General features: G+C 65.6%; 16 protein-coding genes. 9 read left to right on the top strand and 7 right to left on the bottom strand.

Annotated elements, in window-relative coordinates; all coding sequences use genetic code 11:
- Positions 1-386 precede the first annotated feature (386 nt).
- Positions 387-2042 carry a sodium:solute symporter family transporter gene (locus IG178_RS04055; RefSeq protein WP_193211236.1) on the bottom strand — a complete coding sequence of 552 codons (1656 nt, stop codon included), beginning with the start codon at positions 2040-2042 and terminating at the stop codon, positions 387-389.
- Between the two features lie 78 nt (positions 2043-2120).
- Between IG178_RS04055 and IG178_RS04050 the strand changes: the two genes are divergently transcribed.
- From IG178_RS04050 to pyrG, 3 genes are all read left to right on the top strand, one after another.
- Complete coding sequence (locus IG178_RS04050) at positions 2121-2366, top strand: hypothetical protein (protein ID WP_193211235.1); 246 nt, start codon at positions 2121-2123, stop codon at positions 2364-2366.
- A 90-nt stretch (positions 2367-2456) separates the two neighbouring features.
- A complete protein-coding gene (gene kdsB, locus IG178_RS04045; RefSeq protein WP_193211234.1) occupies positions 2457-3224 on the top strand; it encodes a 3-deoxy-manno-octulosonate cytidylyltransferase in 768 nt (255 codons plus the stop codon).
- Positions 3221-4837: a CTP synthase gene (gene pyrG / locus IG178_RS04040; protein ID WP_193211233.1), complete on the top strand. Its 1617-nt coding sequence runs from the start codon at positions 3221-3223 to the stop codon at positions 4835-4837. Before kdsB ends, pyrG begins: the two co-directional genes overlap by 4 nt.
- 7 nt (positions 4838-4844) lie before the next feature.
- Here pyrG and IG178_RS04035 read toward each other — a convergent pair whose 3' ends face one another.
- Positions 4845-5030: a hypothetical protein gene (locus IG178_RS04035; RefSeq protein WP_193211232.1), complete on the bottom strand. Its 186-nt coding sequence runs from the start codon at positions 5028-5030 to the stop codon at positions 4845-4847.
- Positions 5031-5086: 56 nt separating this feature from the next.
- Between IG178_RS04035 and IG178_RS04030 the strand changes: the two genes are divergently transcribed.
- Complete coding sequence (locus IG178_RS04030) at positions 5087-6250, top strand: BaiN/RdsA family NAD(P)/FAD-dependent oxidoreductase (protein ID WP_193211231.1); 1164 nt, start codon at positions 5087-5089, stop codon at positions 6248-6250.
- 92 nt (positions 6251-6342) lie between these two features.
- Here the strand turns inward: IG178_RS04030 and fusA are convergent, their stop codons facing one another.
- Positions 6343-8439 carry an elongation factor G gene (gene fusA, locus IG178_RS04025; protein ID WP_193211230.1) on the bottom strand — a complete coding sequence of 699 codons (2097 nt, stop codon included), beginning with the start codon at positions 8437-8439 and terminating at the stop codon, positions 6343-6345.
- Positions 8440-8695: 256 nt separating this feature from the next.
- Here fusA and IG178_RS04020 point away from each other — a divergent pair, with 256 nt between their 5' ends.
- Both IG178_RS04020 and IG178_RS04015 read left to right on the top strand, forming a co-directional pair.
- Complete coding sequence (locus IG178_RS04020; protein WP_193211229.1) at positions 8696-9961, top strand: outer membrane protein assembly factor BamB family protein; 1266 nt, start codon at positions 8696-8698, stop codon at positions 9959-9961.
- A 12-nt stretch (positions 9962-9973) separates the two neighbouring features.
- Complete coding sequence (locus IG178_RS04015) at positions 9974-10723, top strand: ABC transporter ATP-binding protein (protein ID WP_193211228.1); 750 nt, start codon at positions 9974-9976, stop codon at positions 10721-10723.
- Positions 10724-10738: 15 nt separating this feature from the next.
- Here IG178_RS04015 and IG178_RS26100 read toward each other — a convergent pair whose 3' ends face one another.
- Together IG178_RS26100 and IG178_RS04005 are read right to left on the bottom strand one after the other, a co-directional pair.
- The gene (locus IG178_RS26100) at positions 10739-13645 is read right to left on the bottom strand and encodes a vWA domain-containing protein (RefSeq protein ID WP_193211227.1); all 2907 of its coding nucleotides are present in this window, start codon (positions 13643-13645) and stop codon (positions 10739-10741) included.
- 322 nt (positions 13646-13967) lie between these two features.
- Complete coding sequence (locus tag IG178_RS04005; RefSeq protein WP_193211226.1) at positions 13968-14672, bottom strand: winged helix-turn-helix transcriptional regulator; 705 nt, start codon at positions 14670-14672, stop codon at positions 13968-13970.
- 150 nt (positions 14673-14822) lie between these two features.
- Between IG178_RS04005 and IG178_RS04000 the strand changes: the two genes are divergently transcribed.
- Together IG178_RS04000 and IG178_RS03995 are read left to right on the top strand one after the other, a co-directional pair.
- On the top strand, positions 14823-15053 hold the full coding sequence (locus IG178_RS04000; RefSeq protein WP_193211225.1) for a tautomerase family protein: 231 nt from the start codon (positions 14823-14825) through the stop codon (positions 15051-15053).
- A 144-nt stretch (positions 15054-15197) separates the two neighbouring features.
- Positions 15198-15998: an ABC transporter permease gene (locus tag IG178_RS03995; RefSeq protein WP_193211224.1), complete on the top strand. Its 801-nt coding sequence runs from the start codon at positions 15198-15200 to the stop codon at positions 15996-15998.
- A gap of 99 nt (positions 15999-16097) precedes the next feature.
- On the opposite strand, the gene IG178_RS03990 is transcribed toward IG178_RS03995, so the two are convergent.
- A complete protein-coding gene (locus tag IG178_RS03990) occupies positions 16098-16580 on the bottom strand; it encodes a DUF3592 domain-containing protein (protein WP_193211223.1) in 483 nt (160 codons plus the stop codon).
- 299 nt (positions 16581-16879) lie between these two features.
- Here IG178_RS03990 and IG178_RS03985 point away from each other — a divergent pair, with 299 nt between their 5' ends.
- Positions 16880-18175, top strand: a complete 1296-nt coding sequence (locus IG178_RS03985; RefSeq protein ID WP_193211222.1) for a hypothetical protein — start codon at positions 16880-16882, stop codon at positions 18173-18175.
- On the opposite strand, the gene IG178_RS03980 is transcribed toward IG178_RS03985, so the two are convergent.
- A complete protein-coding gene (locus IG178_RS03980; RefSeq protein WP_193211221.1) occupies positions 18145-18939 on the bottom strand; it encodes a hypothetical protein in 795 nt (264 codons plus the stop codon). The genes IG178_RS03985 and IG178_RS03980 overlap by 31 nt on opposite strands.
- Between the last annotated feature and the right edge of the window lie 26 nt (positions 18940-18965).

The following is an 18965-nucleotide window of genomic DNA, read 5'->3' as shown; positions in this document are numbered from 1 at the left end:
CCCTTGGTTGGTTTTTCGTCCCGCCGCTTGCGTCAGATGCTGTCTCTCGACCCCCTGGAAGCGCGACGGGCTGGAGGGATACATTCCCCGGCAGCGCCATGGGGATCCTTTTTTTGGTCACTCTAACAGCACGCCGCCGACAGCCCCATTTCCACAAGCGTTCCACGCCAAAATAATTTAAAAACTTGACCGGAATTTTCGTTAATTTTCCCAAAGCAAACCCGCCCAATCGAACAGAACTGGTGGTACGGACTGTTTGAAATCAACGGTTTGCCACCTTTCAAAAACTCCCGGTTCCGGCGGTGACCGATCGTGATCTGGACGGGTCGTTACGGTTCAATGGAATGCAACGAATTGCACTGCAGCCGCATGCTGATCCGACGCGGTCAGCGGGCCGCCGCAACCGTCGCCGACACCTTCGAATCCGTCCGACCGCCCGGCAGCCAGCCGCAGAGGAAGGTCACGACGGCGGTCACCGGCCAGGCCCAGGCATAGCACCACAGCGGCTTGATCGTCCCGGCGGCCAGCGCCGCAGGGTCATAGGTCCCGAACACGCCGAGCCAACCCAGCGGAACGCCGGCCTTGCCCAGCAGCACCCACACGTCGGCACGCACCAAGGCGACCAGGATGAACGAGATCGCCGAGCCGACCAACAGGCCCCGGACACTGCCCCGGCGCAAGATCGCACAGGCCATCAGCGCCAGCAGCGGCCCCATGGTGTAGGTGGTCATCCCGAAGGCCAGCGGCAGGATCGGGATGCCGCCGCGGGCGACGTTGAGCAGCATGGTAAAGCCAGTCAGGACGACGCCCCAGACGATGACTAGCAGGCGCGACATCCGCACCAGATTCAGCCCCTCGAGTTCCTCGTCGGTACGGTCCTCGGGGTGATACATCATCGACAGCGTGGTCTGGCTCAGGGCCGCGAGGATCGAGTCGAGGCTGGAAATCGACGCCGCGAACACGCCTGCCAGGATCAAGCCGCTGAGTCCGGTCGGCAAGACGGTGGTGATCCACATCGGGAACACGTAGTCGGGTTCCCCCGGAGCCAGGACCCGGCTGCCGGCAACCGTTTCCGTTCCGGCTTTCACCAGGTCCGCTTCCGCCGGGTTGAAGGGGTGCACATGGTAGTGCACGAAAAGCGCCGCCCCCACCATCAGCATGAGCAGGGTCAGCAACTGGCCGAAGCAGCTGAAGACGAGCGCTTTCCCGGCGTCCTTGGCGTTCCGGCAGCAAAACATCCGCTGGGCGTTCAGCTGGTCCACCCCGTAGGCGGTGAGGTTCTGGAACGGCACCGCGAGCAGGGCCACCCAGAACGTGAACTCGAGCTCCTTGCGGAAGCCGAAGGTGAAGTCCCACACCCGCGTGCGCCCGAAGCCCGATGCGGTTTGCCAGAATTCCCCCCAGCCGCCGTCGAGATGGGAGCAGATCCAGAACAGGGCGATCACCCCGCCCAGGCTGAACAAAAGGAACTGCATCACGTCCGTCCAGATCACCGTCTGCATTCCGCCCATCAGGGTCCAGCCGATGGCGAACAGCCCGATCACCAGGATGCTGATCTCGATCGGCAATCCGGTCACCACCTGGAGCGGGATCGCCGCCACCAGCACCCGCACGCTTTGGCCGAGGATGCTGCCGAGCGTGAACAACACGGTCGCCAGCTTCTTGGCCGCCCGACCGAGCCGCCGGCCCATGAAATCATAGGGACTGTAGATCTCCTGCTCGTAGTAGAGCGGCACCAGGAACTTCGCCACCAGCACCCGTGCGAGGATCGAGCCGATCGCCCACTGCAGGTAGCGGAAGTCCCCGTTGAGCGCGAACAGGGTGCCCGGCACGCCGATGAAGGTCACCCCGCTGATCTCGGTGGCGATGATCGAACCGCTGACCGCAGGCCACGGCAGCGAGCGGCCACCGAGGAAGAAGTCGCGGATCGTCGCCTGCTTGCCGCTCATGCGGTGGCCGATCCAGGTGCAGAGGACCAGATAGCCGAGCAACACCCCCCAATCGATCCACGTGAAGTGGCTCTGAATCTCCGCGATCAACATGTCGCACGCTAGGGACAGCCGCCCGCCGGCGTCCACGCTGGAATTGCCGCCAGCCCGGCCCTCGCCCATCCTGCCGCCATGCTCCATCCCGACCTCGCCACCCTCCTGCAGCAGCGCAAGGAAACCATCGCCGACCACGCCTTCCGCGACCGCGACCCCGCCGCCCACCTCGAGGAGCTGAAGTCCGTCTCGGAATCGATCACCGCCTGGCACGAGGCCCGTCGCGGCACGCTGCCCGCCCGGCTCGAGCACTTCCTGACCGGCTGTTCCTTCGACAAGGCCCTCCGTTTCCTCGAATCCGACGGCACCTGGAGCGGCCACTGAAGGCACCCGGACGCCTTTTTTGGCACTTGGAACTTCTTCACTTGGAACTTCGCGAAGGGCTCCCCTAGTCTCCGCGCCAGAGCAATTCCCGTGAGTCCCACCGCCACCGAAAATCACATCGTCGGCATCCTCCCAGCGCGCTGGGGCTCCTCCCGCTTCCCCGGAAAACCGCTCCACTTGATCGCCGGGAAGCCACTCGTCCAGCACGTCTGGGAGCAGTGCCGCAAGTGCTCGCGCCTCGACGAACTGGTCATCGCCACCGACGACGCACGGATCCTCGAGGCGGCGGAATCCTTCGGTGCCCGCGCCGTGATGACCTCGCCGGAACACCCGACCGGCACCGACCGCATCGCCGAGGCCGTGCGCTCGATTCCCGTCGCCACGATCATCGTCAACATCCAGGGCGACGAACCGCTCATCGACCCCGCGCTCGTCGACGAACTCGCCGCCGCCATGGCCTCCGACCCGTCGCTCGACATGGCCACCGCCGCCAACCCGCTCGACCCGGCCGACCCCGCGACGGGCGACCCGAACGTGGTGAAGGTCGTCACCGCCCTCGACGGCCGTGCCCTCTACTTTTCCCGCTCGCCCCTGCCCTACTTCCGCAACCCGGTCGACGGTTTGCCGGTCTACCGCCACAAGGGGATCTACGCATACCGTCGTACTTTCCTTGAGCGCTTCGTCACCTGGCCTCCATCTCCGCTGGAGCAGGCCGAGTCGCTCGAACAACTGCGCGCCCTCGAGAACGGGGCGTCGATCAAGGTCCTGCCCACCACCGACACCTCGCCCGGTGTCGACACGCCCGAACAAGCCGCCCACGTCGAAGCCATCCTCACCAGCCCATCTTCCCACCCATGAAATACATTTTCGTCACCGGCGGCGTCGTCTCGTCCCTCGGCAAGGGCCTTGCCGCCGCGTCCATCGGCGCCCTGCTCGAGCACCGCGGGCTGAAGACGCTGATGCAGAAGTTCGACCCCTACCTCAACGTCGACCCGGGCACCATGTCGCCGTACCAGCACGGCGAGGTCTACGTCCTTGACGACGGCGCGGAGACCGACCTCGACCTCGGCCACTACGAACGCTTCACCTCCGGCGTGCTGTCCAAGATGAACAACCTGACCTCCGGCCAGGTTTTCGACGCGGTCATCAAGAAGGAGCGCCGCGGCGAGTACCTCGGCAAGACCGTCCAGTTCATCCCTCACGTCACCGACGAGATCAAGTGCCGCCTGCACAAGGTCACCGGCGACAACCCGGACGTCGACGTCCTGATCACCGAGATCGGCGGCACCGTCGGCGACATGGAAGGCCTGCTCTTCATCGAGGCGCTCCGCCAGTTCGCCCTCGAGGTCGGCAAGGAGAACGTCTGCTTCATCCACGTCACCCTGCTGCCGTTCATCAAGGCCGCCGGCGAGGTGAAAACCAAACCGACCCAGCAGTCGGTCGCGAAGCTGCGGGAGCTCGGCATCCAGCCGGACATCGTCATCTGCCGCACCGAGGCGGACCTCGACGAGGACAACCGCAAGAAAATCGCGATGTTCTGCAACGTCGAGAAGAAGAACGTCGTCGCCTTCCGCGATGTCGCCCACACCATTTACGAGTGCCCGCTCGACCTGCGCCGCGACAAGATCGACCGCCTCGTCGTCGACAAGATCGGCCTCGGCCACACCCCCGCCCCCGCGCTCGATGACTGGGAAACCTTCGTCCGCCGGGTCATCCACCCGAAGCACAAGATCACCATCGCCGTCGCCGGCAAGTACATCGAGCTGCAGGACGCCTACAAGTCGATCTACGAATCGCTGATCCACGCCGGCGCCCACCACGACACCAAGGTCAACATCGTCCGAGTCGAGGCCGAGGCCATCGAGCAGCACGGGGCGAAGGCCGTCATCGGCGACGTCGACGGCATCCTGGTCCCCGGCGGCTTCGGCGACCGCGGCATCGAGGGCAAAATCCTCGCCGCCCAGTACGCCCGTGAAAGCGGCATCCCCTACTTCGGCATTTGCCTCGGCATGCAGATCGCGACCATCGAGTTCGCCCGTAACGTCTGCAAGCTGCGCGACGCCAATTCGACCGAGTTCGACAAGAACACGCCGTTCCCCGTGATCTGCCTCCAGGAGGAGCAGAAGGGTGTCCAGGACATGGGCGCCACCATGCGGCTCGGTTCCAGCGAAAGCATCGTATTCGCCGGCACCAAGGCCGCCGACCTCTACGGCGGCGCCTCGCACATCCAGGAGCGCCACCGCCACCGCTACGAGTTCAACTCCGACTTCCAGGACCGCATCCAGGAAGGCGGGCTGGTGATTTCCTCGGTCTCGGCCAAGGAAGGGCTGGTGGAGATCATCGAGCTTCCCGACCATCCGTTCTACGTCGGCGCGCAGTTCCACCCCGAGTTCCAGTCGAAGCCGAACAAGCCGCACCCGCTGTTCGCCGGCTTCGTCAAGGCCGCCCTCGACCGCTCGCAGTCGCACTGACCGGCCGCTAGCCGTCCAGCAGCTTCGCCCCGCGGATCAGCCGGCAGAATTCCTTCTTCGAGAGCACGTGATGCTCGCCCTCCTTCGTCTCCAGGTCGGTCATCGACTTGTAGGCGACCTCGAGCCGTTCCAAGCGGGTGATCCGGATGAATTCCGCGCCCTTCTTCCACACTTGGTTTTGCTGCAGCTTCATGCTCAATCCTGTGCAGTCCCGCAGCCGATGGCCAGCCCCTTGAACCCTCCCGCCGCATGAAGGTCGCCGTCATCGGCGGCGGACCGGCCGGCCTGCGTGCCGCCGAGGTCGCGGCGTCCGCGGGGGCGCGGGTGAAGCTGTTCGAGGCCAAGCGTTCCGTCGGACGCAAGCTGCTGGTCGCCGGTCGTGGCGGGCTCAATCTCACCCACGGCGAGGATTTCGCCCGCTTTGTCACCCGCTACACCGGACCCGGTCAGCCGGAGGGGTTCTGGGAAAACCTGCTCGGTTCCTTCACCCCCGCCGAACTCCGCGAGTGGGCGGCGGGACTCGGCATCGAGACCTTCCAACAGCGCACCGGCCGCGTCTACCCGCGCGAAATGAAGGCCGCCCCCCTGCTCCGCCGCTGGGTCGACCGCTTGCGCGGACTGGGCGTGACCTTCGAAACCAACCACCGCTGGACCGGCCTCGCGCCCGGCCGGCCGCACCGGTTGGAATTCACCGTGCACGGGGAGTCCCGTACTTTCATCGCCGACGCCGTGGTCCTCGCCCTCGGTGGCGCGTCGTGGCCGGTGACCGGCTCCGACGGCAGCTGGACGTCGATCCTCACCGGCCTCGGCATCGGCGTGGACCCGCTGGTCCCCGCCAACTGCGGCTGGGAAACCCCGTGGCCGGCCGAGGTGCTCGCGGTGGCGGAAGGCCAGCCGCTCAAGAACCTGACGGTCCGTGCCGGCGACACGGAAGCCATCGGCGAGCTGATGGTCACCGCCTACGGTCTCGAAGGCGGGGCGATCTACCAGCTCGGCAGCGCCCTGCGCTCGATGCAAGAGCCGGCCATCCAAATCGACTTCAAGCCGACCTTCTCCCGAGCCGAGCTGGCCCGAAGGCTGGCGTCCGCACGACTTCCGGAAGCCTGGAAACTCTCACCCGCCGCCCACGCCATCCTCATGCACGGCGCACCGTCCGGGATCACGCCGGAACAGCTCGCGGCCCGCGCGAAAGCCTGCCCCGTCCGTTTCAGCGGACCGCGCCCGATCGACGAGGCCATCTCCTCCGCCGGCGGCGTCCGCTGGGACGAAGTCGACGAAAGCCTGATGCTGCGGAAACTCCCGGGAGTTCACGTCGCCGGGGAAATGATCGACTGGGAAGCCCCGACCGGCGGCTACCTGATGCAAGGCTGCTTCGCCACCGGCACCCTGGCCGGCCGCGCCGCGACGAGTTAATGGAAGCACCCAATGCGGCTCCGCGGTCTCCTCCGCCGAACGCAAAAAGCCCGCCATCCTCGCGGATGACGGGCTTCCTTGAATTGTCAGGCTTACTTGCCGGCGCGGCGAGCTTCCTCGCGCTCCTTGGCGGCCTTGATCACCTCGTCGGCGATGTTCTTCGGGCACGCCGCGTAGTGGCTGAACTCCATCGAGAACTGGCCACGACCGGAGGTCATGGTGCGCAGGTCACCGATGTAACCGAACATCGCGGAAAGCGGAGCCTCGGCCTTGACGCGGACACCACCCGGGGTCGGCTCCTGGCCCTGGATCATCCCGCGGCGGCGGTTGAGGTCGCCGATCACGTCACCGACCTTTTCTTCCGGCGCGAAGACATCGAGCTTCATCATCGGCTCGAGGATCTGCGGCGCGCACTTCGGCATGGTCTGGCGATAGGCGGCCTTGGCGGCGATTTCGAAGGCGATCGCCGAGGAGTCCACGGCGTGGAAACCACCGTCGGAGAGGGTCACCTTGAAGTCCAAGCAGGGGTAGCCCGCCAGCGGACCGCGGTCGACCGAGGTCTTGAAGCCCTTGTCCACGGCCGGGATGTATTCCTTCGGCACATTGCCGCCGACGACGGTCGACTCGAAGATAAAGCCCGAACCCGGCTCGCCCGGCTCGATGGTGTAGTCGATCTTCGCGAACTGACCCGAACCACCGGACTGCTTCTTGTGGGTGTAGCTGTCGGAGACCGCGCGGGTGATGGTTTCGCGGTAGGCGACCTGCGGGGCGCCGACCTCGACCTCGATCTTGTGGGTGCGCTTGAGGATGTCGACCTTGATGTCGAGGTGAAGCTCGCCCATGCCCTTGAGGACCATCTCGTTGGTTTCCTCGTCGGTTTCGACGCGGAACGAGGGGTCTTCCTGGACCATCTTGCCGATCGCGTTGGCAAGCTTCTCGGCGTTGCCCTTGTCCTTCGGCGCGATGGCGATCGAGATCACGGGATCCGGGAAGACCATCGGTTCGAGGGTCGCGGGGTTCTTCTCGTCGCAGAGCGTGTGACCGGTCTGGACGTTCTTGAGACCGACGATGGCGACGATGTCGCCCGCCTGGGCGGTATCGACCTCGTTGCGGTCATCGGCGTGCATCTCGACCATGCGGCCGACGCGCTCGGTCTTGCCGGTGAAGGAGTTCAGGACGGTGTCGCCCTTCTTGATGGTGCCCGAGTAGATGCGGGTAAAGGTCAGGGCGCCGAACTTGTCGTCCATGATCTTGAACGCCAGCGCGCGGAGCGGCGCGGTCGGGTCGATCACGGCGAACTTGCCGGTCTCGTTGCCTTCCTCGTCGACTTCCGGCAGCGGCTTCACATCGGTCGGGCTCGGCAGGTAGTCGACGACGGCGTCGAGGATCAGCTGGAGGCCCTTGTTCTTGAAGGAAGAACCGCAGTAGGTCGGGAAGAAGGCCAGGTCGATGGTGCCCTTGCGGATGCACTTCTTGATGGTGTCGATGTCGGGCTCGACGCCTTCGAGGTACTTCTCCATCACCTCGTCGTCCTGCTCGACGGCAGTTTCGACAAGCTGGGCGCGGTATTCGTTGGCCTTGTCGACCATGTCGGCCGGGATGTCGGTGATCTCGAAGTTCTCCGGCTGTCCGGTCTCATCCCAGATGTAGGCCTTCATGGAAAGCAGGTCGACCACTCCCTTGAAGTCGCTTTCCGTGCCGATCGGCAGGACCATGACCAGCGGGTGGGCACCGAGGACGCGCTTGACCTGTTCCACCACGCGATAGAAGTCGGCACCGATACGGTCGAGCTTGTTGACGTAAATGATCCGGGAAACGCCGGAATCGTTGGCGTAGCGCCAGTTGGTTTCCGACTGGGGCTCAACGCCGCCGGAACCGCAGAACACGCCCACGCCGCCGTCGAGCACCTTCAGCGAGCGGTACACCTCGATGGTGAAGTCGACGTGCCCGGGGGTGTCGATCACGTTGAACTGGTGGTTTTTCCAGAAGCAGGTGGTGGCAGCGGACTGAATGGTGATGCCGCGCTCGGCTTCCTGGTCCATGAAGTCCATGGTCGACGCACCATCGTGCACCTCACCGATCTTGTGGATCTTGCCGGTGAGCTTGAGAATGCGTTCGGTGGTGGTGGTCTTGCCCGCATCAACGTGGGCGAAAATGCCGATGTTGCGGTACTTTGAGAGGTCCTTCATGCCTTTGAGTGTGATGCTGTTCGGTGCCGGCTGGTCGCGCCGGGGCGAACTCCTTAGTCTCCCCGCGCCAAATGGCAACCCCGGACTCAAGGATTTTCCGCCCCGTGGCCGCCGAACGGGCTCCGGGTATCCCTCACCAGCAACGCCTTGGCGCGGAACGGGAATCGACCCGGCCGCCGGAATCCGGGAATCTCAAGGGCACTTCGCCACTCCCACGCCCCGCGCCCTCAAGAATCCGTTTCCCCACCCCGCAATCATGACCCGTCCGACCCTCCCTCGCCGCCTCCGGTCCGCCGCCCTCCTCGGCGGGCTCCTCGCCGCCACGACCTGCCTCGCCGGCGACGGCTGGCCGCAATTCCGCGGTCCCGGCGGGCAGGGTCTCGCCGAGGGCACCTTCCCGACCACCTGGGGCCCCGGAAAGGGGGTGGCATGGAAATCGAAGTTGCCGGGCGGGGGCTGGTCCTCGCCGGTGATCGCCGGGGACAAGGTGATCCTCACCGGGGCAAAGAAGGACGGCGACACCACCACCCTGATGGCCTTCGCCCTCGACCTCGCGAGCGGCGACGAGGCCTGGAGCGTCGACCTGTTCCAGCCCGCCGGCGAGGAAACCGCCGCCCTTCACGCCAAAAACAGCCTCGCCAGCCCCACCCCTGTGATCGGCGGCGATACCGTCTACGTCCACTTCGGCCACATGGGCACCGCCGCGCTGGCTCTCGGCGACGGCCAGGTGCGCTGGAAACAGCAGATCCACTACCCGCCGATGCATGGCAACGGCAGTTCCCCGATCCTCGCGGGCAAGCTGCTGGTGGTCAGCGCCGATGCCGAGAAAGATCCCGCGCTGGTGGCCCTGGATTGCAAGGACGGCTCGATCGCCTGGCGGACGCCTCGGGACCACGAGGTGCGCAGCTATTTCTCTTTCTGCACCCCGCTCCTGATCGAAAACAACGGCCGCCCCGAAATCCTCAGCCCCGCCAGCGGTTTTGTCGGCGGCTACGACCCGGCCGACGGCAAGCTGCGCTGGAAGGTCACCTACGGCGAGGGCTACTCGGTGGTGCCGCGTCCGGTCGTCGCCGGCGGCCTGGCCTTCGTCGCCACCGGCTACAACCTCCCGAAGCTGCTGGCGATCCGGCTGGACGGCGGGACCGGCGACCTCACCGGGTCGAGGATCGCGTGGCAGGCCACCCGCCGGGTCCCCAAGACCCCGTCGATGATCGCCTCCGGCGGACGCCTGCTGATGCTCGACGACACCGGCCTGCTGAGTGCCCTGGACGCCGCGACCGGCAAAGCCCTCTGGAAGCAAAAGCTGGCCGGCAATTTCTCCGCCTCCCCGGTGCTCGCCGGTGACACGCTCTACTGCGTGTCCGAGGACGGCGTTTGCTTCGTCCTGCGTCTCTCGGCCAAGGGCGCCACGATCCTTTCCGAGATCGACATGGCCGAACGCTCGCTCGCCTCGCCGGCCCTGCTCGACGGTGCCATCTTCCTCCGCACCGAGGAACACTTGTGGAAAATCACCGGCGGGTGAATGCTGGCGCCGATGTCCGAGGTGCTGCTGGAAATCGATGGCGTGATCAAACGGTTCGACGGCTTCACCGCGGTCGATGAAGTCTCGTTCAAGGTCCATTCCGGCGAAACCGTCGGCCTGCTCGGCGTGAACGGTGCCGGCAAGACGACGCTGATGAACATGATCCTCGGCCTGATCACACCGAGTGGCGGCAGCATCCGCGCCTTCGGCATGGACTTGCAGAAGCACCGCCTCGAGATCCTGCAGCGCGCCAATTTCTGCACCACCTACGCCACCCTTCCCGGCAACCTGAAGGTCCGCCACAACCTCGAGATCTTCGCCCGGCTCTACTCCGTGCCGAAAGCGAAGGCCAAGGTCGCCGAGTTGCTCGAACTGCTGGAGATCGCCAAGCTGGCCGAGAAAACCACCGGCCAGCTCAGCGCCGGCGAGTCGACCCGGGTGAACCTGGCCAAGGCCCTGCTCAACGACCCCGAGCTCCTGCTCCTTGACGAACCGACCGCCTCGCTGGACCCCGATATCGCCGACAAGGTGCGCAAGCTGGTCCGGCGGGTCCAGCGCGAGCGCCACCCGGCGATTCTCTACACCTCCCACAACATGCGGGACATCGAGGAGGTCTGCGATCGCGTGCTGTTCCTCCATGAGGGGAAAATCCTCGCCGCCGGCACGCCTGAGGAAATCACCCGGCACTTCCAGGAGGACGACCTCGAGGACGTGTTCATCAAGATCGCCCGCGGCGGCCACGCCGGCACGCCGGCATCGTGATCCCGCCTCCGGGAATCACGGAGTGCTCAGCCGGTACCAGCGCGAGGGCACCTGGTCCGGATGAATCCGTGTCCCCGGCGGACCGGCATCCAGCCAGCGCTGCGGCACCCCGCGGCCCTCGAACGGCGGGGACGCGACCTCCCAGCTCATGCCGCCATCGTCGGAATACTGCACCTGCCCGCGGATCCCGGCCGCCGCGTCGATCTCGAGGACAAAACTTCCGTCGAGGAAACCCACCGCACGAAGTTCCGGATCGCCGCTCGCAACCGCGAGCAACCCGATCGCACCGCTGGCATTGACCCGGTCGACGAAGTCGCTGCGGGACCCGTCATCGACCAAGCGGGAAAAAACGCCCCCGGAACCCAGCACTGCCCCGGCGATCCGGTCCGGCGCCCTGCTCCAGCGCCCCCTCGACAGCCGCACCGCCAACGCGGCCGGTGGCACGACGGCACCCGGCGAGACATCTGCATAGTGCACCCGGTAGCCCTTTTCCGTGGCGGCGCGGATCGCCCGGACCACCGCCGCCTGGCCGGTGCGGTTGCGGCCGCGGCTCAACACAACGATCGAGGCGCGATCCCGAAGCGATCCCGCCAAGCTCGATTGGATATTGATCCGATCGAGCATCTCGACGGCCGCCCGGATGCCACGGTCGACCCTCGCTCCACCGGAGAACCCGAGGCCATCGAGAGCGGACGCAACCTCGTCGGGATCGCCGAAGTCCACGAGCACCTCCGCCGTTTTATTGAAGCCGACAAGCGCCGCCAGATCCGGCACCCGCGGAGGATCGGTCACCGCCTCTTCCGACGACACAAGCCGCTCCAGCAGGCTCTTCGCGACATCCACCCCCAGGTGGCCCGGGTCCGTGGACGATTTCGTTTCCGAGCAATCCAGCACCACCACCATCGCCCGGTTGACCGGCTGCAGCTGCACTGCGACGCCCGGACTCAGATAGCTGCCGGTTTCCGGGGCCAGGCTCGAGGAGCCGAGCAAAGCGAAGACCGCCGAACGATCGTTCCGGTCCCGGACCGCGCGGTTGATCGCGTTCAGGTCATTCTCCTGCAGTTGGTATTCATGGGTGCTGCTCCCGGACCGGACCAAGGGCGGGAGGTCCCCGGCAAAGACCTCCGATTTCCACAGCACCTCCGTCCGGTCGCCGCTGTAGAGGATGAGCTGGAAGCGGTTCAGGTTCATCTCCGGATCGCCGGTCGCGTATTGCCGCCAGCGCACCCGCGGCCCCGGCAGCCGCGCAAGGTCGAGCGTCCCGCCGTCCGCCGGAATGAACAAATGGGGCGCGATCCCGAACTCGGCGAAGGTCACCGCCGCATCGAGCGCCTGGTCCAGGGCCTCGGCATCGATCCGCGTGGCCCCGGTGAGATTCGCCATGTCCCCGCCGGGCACAAACAACTCCCGCCAGACATCGGACACGCTCTGCATGTTCTTGCCCTTGAAGCGTTCAAAGACCCTCTTCATCCCTAGGGCCGTGCGGTCGCCCCGGCCCGTCGCCGCGTAGGACTCGCCGTTGTCGTCGTGCAGGTCCCACAACAGCGCCTGCACCGCGAGCTCGGTGTCCTCGCCCTTGTAGGCGGAGGCCCCGAACCGGAACCTCGGGCTGTTGCCCTCGAGATTGACCCAATCCCGGTAGAGCTTGTCACCCACCCACTTCAACTTGTCCGCGTAGCGCGCCGAGCGCTCGGTGAAGGCCACCCCCACCCAGGTGCCGTAGCCTTCGTTCAAGGCCAGCCGGTTGGACAACTCCTTGTTCCGGTAGGTGCTGGCGTTGGATTCGTATTCGTACTGGTTGGACCCGTTGTGACTGCCGCCCTGCGAGTCGATCGATCCGGTGTCGTGCTGGACCATGTGGCCGAACTCATGGCCGATCACATCCCACACGTAGGCCCGGACGCCCGTGATGTGCAGCTTCAGGTCGGTGCGGCTGTAAAATGACGATGCACCCGGCTGGGGAAACACGACCTTGAAGCCCGGCGCCTTGTCTTCGCCGATCGTCACCTTCAGCTCGCGCACCATGTCGGCCACGCAATGGAAGACCGACATCACCTGCGCGAGGTTGTCCCCGCCATGGCCGGCGCTGCGGTCGAAGACCAGGGTCCCGGCCTCGTCGCCGGTTTTGCCGATCAGGGCCAACGGCTCCGGCACCTCGAAGGTGTAGGGATTGCCGGCATTGTCCTCGACGTCGAAGCCCCCGATGCCGCCGCCCGCCGTTGCGGTTTCCCCCGTCGGGGTGATCCCGGGAAAGGTCGCCACCAAGGTGATCTTCGGACGGAACATCGCCACCGGCGCGACGAAGGAACAATGGCCATCGACCAGATGGGTCACGGCCACCCGCTCGTTGCTGGAGGCGTCGCACACCTCGACGCGAATACCATCGACCGGGAAGTTCCCGAACATCGTCAGGTTCGCGGGTATCGCCGGATCCGCCGGATCATCGGGAACCGGTCCCTGCCATTCCGCCTTGAAATGGAGAAGGTCGCCCGCCGCGATGTCCGTCGGTTCAAGCACCCGGGCGGCCCGCCCCGCGGCATTCCGGGGCACCGCCCCCTGACGGGACCGTTTTTCCAGGAGCCCGTGGTAGCGCACCCCGAAGGCCTCCTTCAGCTGCGCAGCCGGGACTTCCTGCTTCAGCTCCCGCAGCAAGCGCTCCTGGAGCAGGCTGCCGATCGTCCCCTCGCCGACCCAGACCCTGCCGCCTTCCGACACCACCGCCAGCTGGTAGGACTCGCCCCCGGCATCCACCACCACCGCGAATTCCCCGTCGCCCCGCACCTGGAGCGGGATCACAGCCGCCCCGTCGACCCAATCCACCGATCCGGGAACCGTCACGTCCGCGGGATCCGACGCCGCCTTCACTTCGGTGAACGGCACGACCTTCAGCCCGATCGGCGGTGCCCCTGGGGGTGCCTTCACGCGAATCAATCCCTCGGTCCCCACGGCAAAGGCCCCGGGAAGCTCAAAGGTCAACGGGGACCTCCTTGGTTCGTCCGCCCGGCAGGCTGCAGACGACGCGAGGGAAAGAAGGCACGCCAGCCCTGCGAAAAGGGGGGAGCTTTTCACGCCGGATACCCTATTCGGGTTATCCCCCACCGCAATCCGAAACCCCGCTCGAAAACTCTATTTTCCCTTCACTTCCAATGACTTGAACGAAAACCGTAGGACCCGCCACCTATCCAAGCAAGTTCCATGGATCCGCCACCACCGGCCCCCGATCAACCGTCCCACAGGGTCCGCCTCACGACGCCTCGCCGGCATCCAGTCGCCCCGGCTCGACGTGGGCCATCGCCATGAGCGGAAGCCAGTCGGCAACGCTGCGCACCAGGGTCGGAGATCCGGTCACCTCCAGCCGGCCGTCGCGGCGCGCGTCGGCCAGACGCAGGTCGCCGGCATAGATTTCCACCATCGTCCGCACGTCGGTATGCAGCGAGACATCGGCATCCCGGCCCGGATGCGCCACGCACAGTTCCGGCTTGCCGTTCTCGACCAGGATCCACCAGGTCGGAAAGCTCTCCAGCCCGCAGTAGGCGAAGTGAATCACCGTCGATCCCCCGGGGAGGGCGTCCGGATCCAGCCGCCGGCAGAGGTCGAACATCAGCAGTTCGACATCCAGCTCGTCGTCGTTCATCTGCCCGCGCGCCCAGCGCATGCCCCAGATCCCCAGGCTGTTCACGATCGGTCCCAGCTCCTTGCCGCAGGCGGTCAGGAAGTATTCGACGCGCTTGCCGCCGGTCGATGTCTTCTTCAACACCAGCCCCTGGTCCACCAGCTGGCCCAGCCGCTTGGTCAGCAAGGTCGGCGAGATCTGCGACAGCGCCCGCTGGAAATCGCTGAACCGCGAGGTGCCCAAAAGCAACTCGCGGATGATCAGGATCGTCCAGCGCTCGCCCAGGACCTCGGTGGCCTTCGCCACCGGGCAGAATTGACCGTATCTCGTGCTCATCTCAGACCGGGAAGTTCACTACAGAAAATGGAGCGGATTGCTACACTCAGTGTCGTGGAAAGTTCCGGCACTTCGCGCGATGGTGTTGCCGGTGAAAGGAAACCAGTCCCTTCACCACTCCAAGCAACCAAACCAGAAAGAACCAAAGTCATGCCACTCGTCACCGTCGACCTCATCGAAAACGTCTTCACCGCCGAACAGAAGAAGGAAATCATCGAGAAGATCACCGAGACCATGGTTTCCATCGAAGGCGAAGCCATGCGCGGGGTCACCTGGGTCCGCGTCAATGAATTCAAGGAAAACGACTGGGCCATCGGCGGCCAGTGCCTCAACGCCGCCGCGGTCCACGCCCTGGCCGCGGAACCCCAGCCCGTCGCCTGAACCCGACGGCGCGTCCACGGACGCGTCCCCACCTCCCCCGAATTGGAGCGCCGGCAACCGCCGGCGCTCCTTGTTTCCCGGAACGGCTTTCTTTTCGCTCGTTTCGGCCGGCACCTCGTCCACCCTTCCGGGCCGACGACCGCCATGTTCCGCCTCTCCGTCATCCGCGCCCTGCTGACCCGTTACGTCCTGCTTTACGCGCGGAACCCGATGCGCGCCTTCGAGCTGTTCTTCTGGCCGCTCGTCCAGCTGCTGGTCTGGGGTTTCCTCACCATGTTCCTGCAGAAGCAAGGCGGCGGCGCATTCCCGCAGTACATCACCTTCCTGATCGGCGGGATCATCCTGTGGGACGCCTTGTTCCGGTCCCAGCAGGGGGTCTCGATCTCCTTCCTCGAGGACGTCTGGACGCGCAACCTCCTCAACGTCTTCGCCGCCCCGGTCCGGATGAGCGATTACATCGCCGCGACCTTCTGCGTCGGCATCCTGCGGGTGGGGATCACCGCCGGCGTCCTGATCCTCGTCGCCGCCGTGGCCTACTCGTTCAACCTGTTCCAATTCCAGTGGGGCCTCATCGCCTACTACGCGAACCTGATGCTGTTCGGCTGGGCCCTCGGGATTTTCTCGATCGCGCTCATCCTCCGCTGGGGTCACGGCGCCGAATCCCTTGCCTGGGCGCTGCCCTTCATGATCCAGCCCTTCGCCTGTGTCTTCTATCCGGTGGAAACCCTGCCGGTCTGGATGCGCGGCATCGCCATGCTGTTCCCTCCGGCCCACGTATTCGAGGGCATGCGCGGCTCGATCGTCCACGGCGGCTTCGACCTCCGCCACTTCGTGGCCGCTCTCGGCCTCAACGTTCTCTACCTCGCCGCCGCCGGCTGGCTCTTCGCCCGCGTTCTCCGCATGGCCCGGGAAAAAGGCCTGCTGGTGAAAGCGAGCACAACGTGATTCCTGCCGGGACCGCGGGATTCATCCCGCCTCGCCGGTCCGGCCGCCCGAGCCATCCATAGCGCAATGGATTCCGCGCTCCCGGCGGTGTGCCGCGACTCACCGCCGCCACGCCCCGGCCATGATGCCGAGGCCGCCGACGACGAAGAGCGCCGGGAACCACAGCGAGTAGCCGGGCGCCTTCGACTCCAATTGCAGCACCGCGAAGTCCGGGTCGGACGGGTTGACGTGGCATTGCTGCGTCGAGCCCTGGGGATAGCGGTCCTCGTAGACCTGCAGTTTCTCGTCCTGTGAACTCCAGCCGCCGCCGCGCAGCGACAGCCGCTCGCTTTCACGCGGCACGCCTTCCCACTCGTAGCCGTACAAAACCGCAAAGCGCCGCTCGATCGGACCGTTCGGATCGATCTGCCGCTCCTCGGCACCGGACGAAAGGATCACGCAGGGCACCACCGGCCACGCCTCCACCTCGCAGGCCCGCTGGTAACTGCGCCACATCAGGGCGAAGAACAGCCCGCCGACGAGGGCAAGCCCCAGCCCGATCAAGGTAAGATAGACGCGGGAGGCGGTGGAAGCGCTGGCCATGGGCATCCCATAGAACCCGGGAAGCCCCCGCGCCAAGGCTTTTGGAGGCATTCGACCCGCACAACGCCACCAGAAGACTCGACCTTATTTTCAAAGGACAACTTGAAATCATCGACTGAGACAATTGCTGTGCTCGACCTGAAACCCAAACCCAACCCTCTCATTTTAAACATTTTAAGAAAAATAAACCTACCAACATTTGCCTCAAACCCGGATTTCCCAACGGGATTTCCTATTGGCCACCCAGCGCCTCATGTGCCTCGGTGGCCGCTCTTTCCCAACAGCCTGAATCGATCCCCATGACCCTCCGATCCCTGTCCCGCCTGCCATTCCTGCTGCCCTTTTTGACTCCCCTGTCCGCGGCCAGCGCCCCCTCTTTTACCCGTCTTGGCACCACCACATCGCCGACCGCCATCTCCGCCGACGGGACGACCGTTGCCGGAAACTTCAACAGTGGTGCCTTCTATTGGAACGCCTCCGCCGGAAAGGTCTACCTGCCTCAGCCCGCCGGAGCCACGCAGTGGCAAGCGCTCGCCGTTTCGGCGGACGGTGCGGCCATCGCCGGGAACAGCAGTGAAGCCCCCTTCCTCCAGACCGTCCGCTGGGACTCCGGCGCAGTGACCGGCCTGGGCGCTGCCCCGGGCACACTTTTCCCCGGCCAGCCCTTCCAAGCGTCTGGCAACGGCATGTCGGCAGACGGCTCGGTGATTGTCGGCTACAGCACCACCACGAATTTTGGCAAGGAGGCTTTCCGTTGGGAGGGTGGTACCTACACCCCGCTCGGCGTGCTGGCCGGCGACTCGTCCTCCAGCGCGGAGGCGGTGTCGGCCGACGGTTCCACCGTCGTCGGCCAGTCCACCTCGGGATTACGCAACGAGGCTTTCGTCATGAAAAGCGGCCAGGCCATGACCGGGATCGGCGACATCGCGGGCGGCGACTTCGACTCCATCGCGCGGGCGGTGTCGGCCGACGGCAACGTGGTCGCCGGAACCGGCACCGGCAGCAGCGGCGACGTCGCCTTCCGTTGGACCGCGGCCAACGGGATGAACTTCCTTCCCTTTCCGCCCGATGCCACCCAGACGAGAGCTTTCGGAATCTCCGCCGACGGCAGCATCATCGTCGGCGAGGCAATCGTGAACTTCAAGAACACCGCCGTGATCTGGACCGAGGAAGGCGGCGGCGTGAACCTGATGACCTTGCTTGACGAAAAGGGCATCGATTTCGAAGGCCTGCTCCTCTACCGCAGCGTCGGGATCTCCGCCGATGGCGACACGATCACCGGCAAAGGCTACCTGGATGGCAATGAAGAAGGCTGGATGATCACCGGCGTCCTCGATCTCCTCAGCCCGGATGTTCCTCTCCCCGAAGTCCAACTCACCCGCAGCGGTGCCACGGTGACGCTCGGGTTCAGCACCGTACCGGGCTATCTCTACCAAGCGGAAAGGTCGCCGGACCTCTCCGAGGCATCGTGGGAGGACATCGGCGCCAGCCACTCGACCGCCACCGCGACGGAGGCGGGAGTGCACGAGGTCATCGATGCCGGGGCTGGCGACGACCGCGGCTACTACCGCGTGCGGGTCGAACCCGCCCCGTGAGCCGCGCGGCTTTCCACCACTTGCCGCGGCGTGACGATGTCGAGGATCCCCTTCCGATGCACCGCATCGAGAGAGAATCCGGCATAGTGGAGACCCGCCACCACCAGGGTCGCACAGCTGTATTCGCTGCCGATCTCATCCGGATGAGCGGGCTGCCACGGCGCGTTCACCAGCCCGATCGCCCCGCTGTAGTCGTAGGCCTTTTTCTTGTCGGATGCGGTCACCAGCACCCGGCGGCTGAAGTCGTGGAGCTTCGCGGCATCCACCGAACCCTCCGGCGGACGATAGACGAACCATGACTTGTCCTTCAGGTAGTCGAGCCCCTCGTCCGCATTGACCGCCTGCTTCATTGCCACCTGCAGCAGCTTCGGCCCGCCAGCCGCATCGGTGCGGTCGGGATCCGGAACCACCAGGGCGATGTGACCGAAGCGGCAAAGGTCGTACGGCAGCTTCTGGATCTTGGCCTTGCGCAAATACGACCATGCCTCCCGGTGGCTCATGTGAAAGGCCACCACGTCGCCCGCTTGCAAACGCTCGAGCGTTGCCCGGTCAGGCGCCCCCGCCGCGGCGTCATGGGTCATGACCACCTCCATCGCCGCCGACTTGGACGACGGCAGCCGGTGCGGCGGCCGCTCCATCCAGCGGAAGGGAATCCTGCCTTGGTGGGGCGAGGCTCCGCCGCACCCGGAAATCGCCGGGACGGCGAGCCCCAGCAGGATGCCCCATGCCCAACACCTGCGCCGGCCTCGGATCGAAAACTTCATCCCCGCGACGGTGCGGCACCTTCACC

Origin of the sequence: Neoluteolibacter marinus (assembly GCF_014904755.1) — a bacterium.
Lineage (GTDB): Bacteria > Verrucomicrobiota > Verrucomicrobiia > Verrucomicrobiales > Akkermansiaceae > Haloferula > Haloferula marina.
This window is presented reverse-complemented; position numbering and strand designations above follow the sequence as displayed.

What these genes read in the sequence shown, in the direction of transcription:
- IG178_RS04000 (WP_193211225.1), top strand. Translation starts at nt 14,823, where the DNA reads ATGCCACTCGTCACCGTCGACCTCATCGAAAACGTCTTCACCGCCGAA.
- IG178_RS04020 (WP_193211229.1), top strand. Translation starts at nt 8,696, where the DNA reads ATGACCCGTCCGACCCTCCCTCGCCGCCTCCGGTCCGCCGCCCTCCTC.
- IG178_RS04005 (WP_193211226.1), bottom strand. Translation starts at nt 14,672, where the DNA reads ATGAGCACGAGATACGGTCAATTCTGCCCGGTGGCGAAGGCCACCGAG.
- IG178_RS04030 (WP_193211231.1), top strand. Translation starts at nt 5,087, where the DNA reads ATGAAGGTCGCCGTCATCGGCGGCGGACCGGCCGGCCTGCGTGCCGCC.
- IG178_RS04050 (WP_193211235.1), top strand. Translation starts at nt 2,121, where the DNA reads ATGCTCCATCCCGACCTCGCCACCCTCCTGCAGCAGCGCAAGGAAACC.
- IG178_RS04015 (WP_193211228.1), top strand. Translation starts at nt 9,974, where the DNA reads ATGTCCGAGGTGCTGCTGGAAATCGATGGCGTGATCAAACGGTTCGAC.
- IG178_RS04055 (WP_193211236.1), bottom strand. Translation starts at nt 2,042, where the DNA reads ATGTTGATCGCGGAGATTCAGAGCCACTTCACGTGGATCGATTGGGGG.
- IG178_RS03985 (WP_193211222.1), top strand. Translation starts at nt 16,880, where the DNA reads ATGACCCTCCGATCCCTGTCCCGCCTGCCATTCCTGCTGCCCTTTTTG.
- IG178_RS03995 (WP_193211224.1), top strand. Translation starts at nt 15,198, where the DNA reads ATGTTCCGCCTCTCCGTCATCCGCGCCCTGCTGACCCGTTACGTCCTG.
- IG178_RS04035 (WP_193211232.1), bottom strand. Translation starts at nt 5,030, where the DNA reads ATGAAGCTGCAGCAAAACCAAGTGTGGAAGAAGGGCGCGGAATTCATC.
- IG178_RS03990 (WP_193211223.1), bottom strand. Translation starts at nt 16,580, where the DNA reads ATGGCCAGCGCTTCCACCGCCTCCCGCGTCTATCTTACCTTGATCGGG.
- pyrG (WP_193211233.1), top strand. Translation starts at nt 3,221, where the DNA reads ATGAAATACATTTTCGTCACCGGCGGCGTCGTCTCGTCCCTCGGCAAG.
- fusA (WP_193211230.1), bottom strand. Translation starts at nt 8,439, where the DNA reads ATGAAGGACCTCTCAAAGTACCGCAACATCGGCATTTTCGCCCACGTT.
- IG178_RS03980 (WP_193211221.1), bottom strand. Translation starts at nt 18,939, where the DNA reads ATGAAGTTTTCGATCCGAGGCCGGCGCAGGTGTTGGGCATGGGGCATC.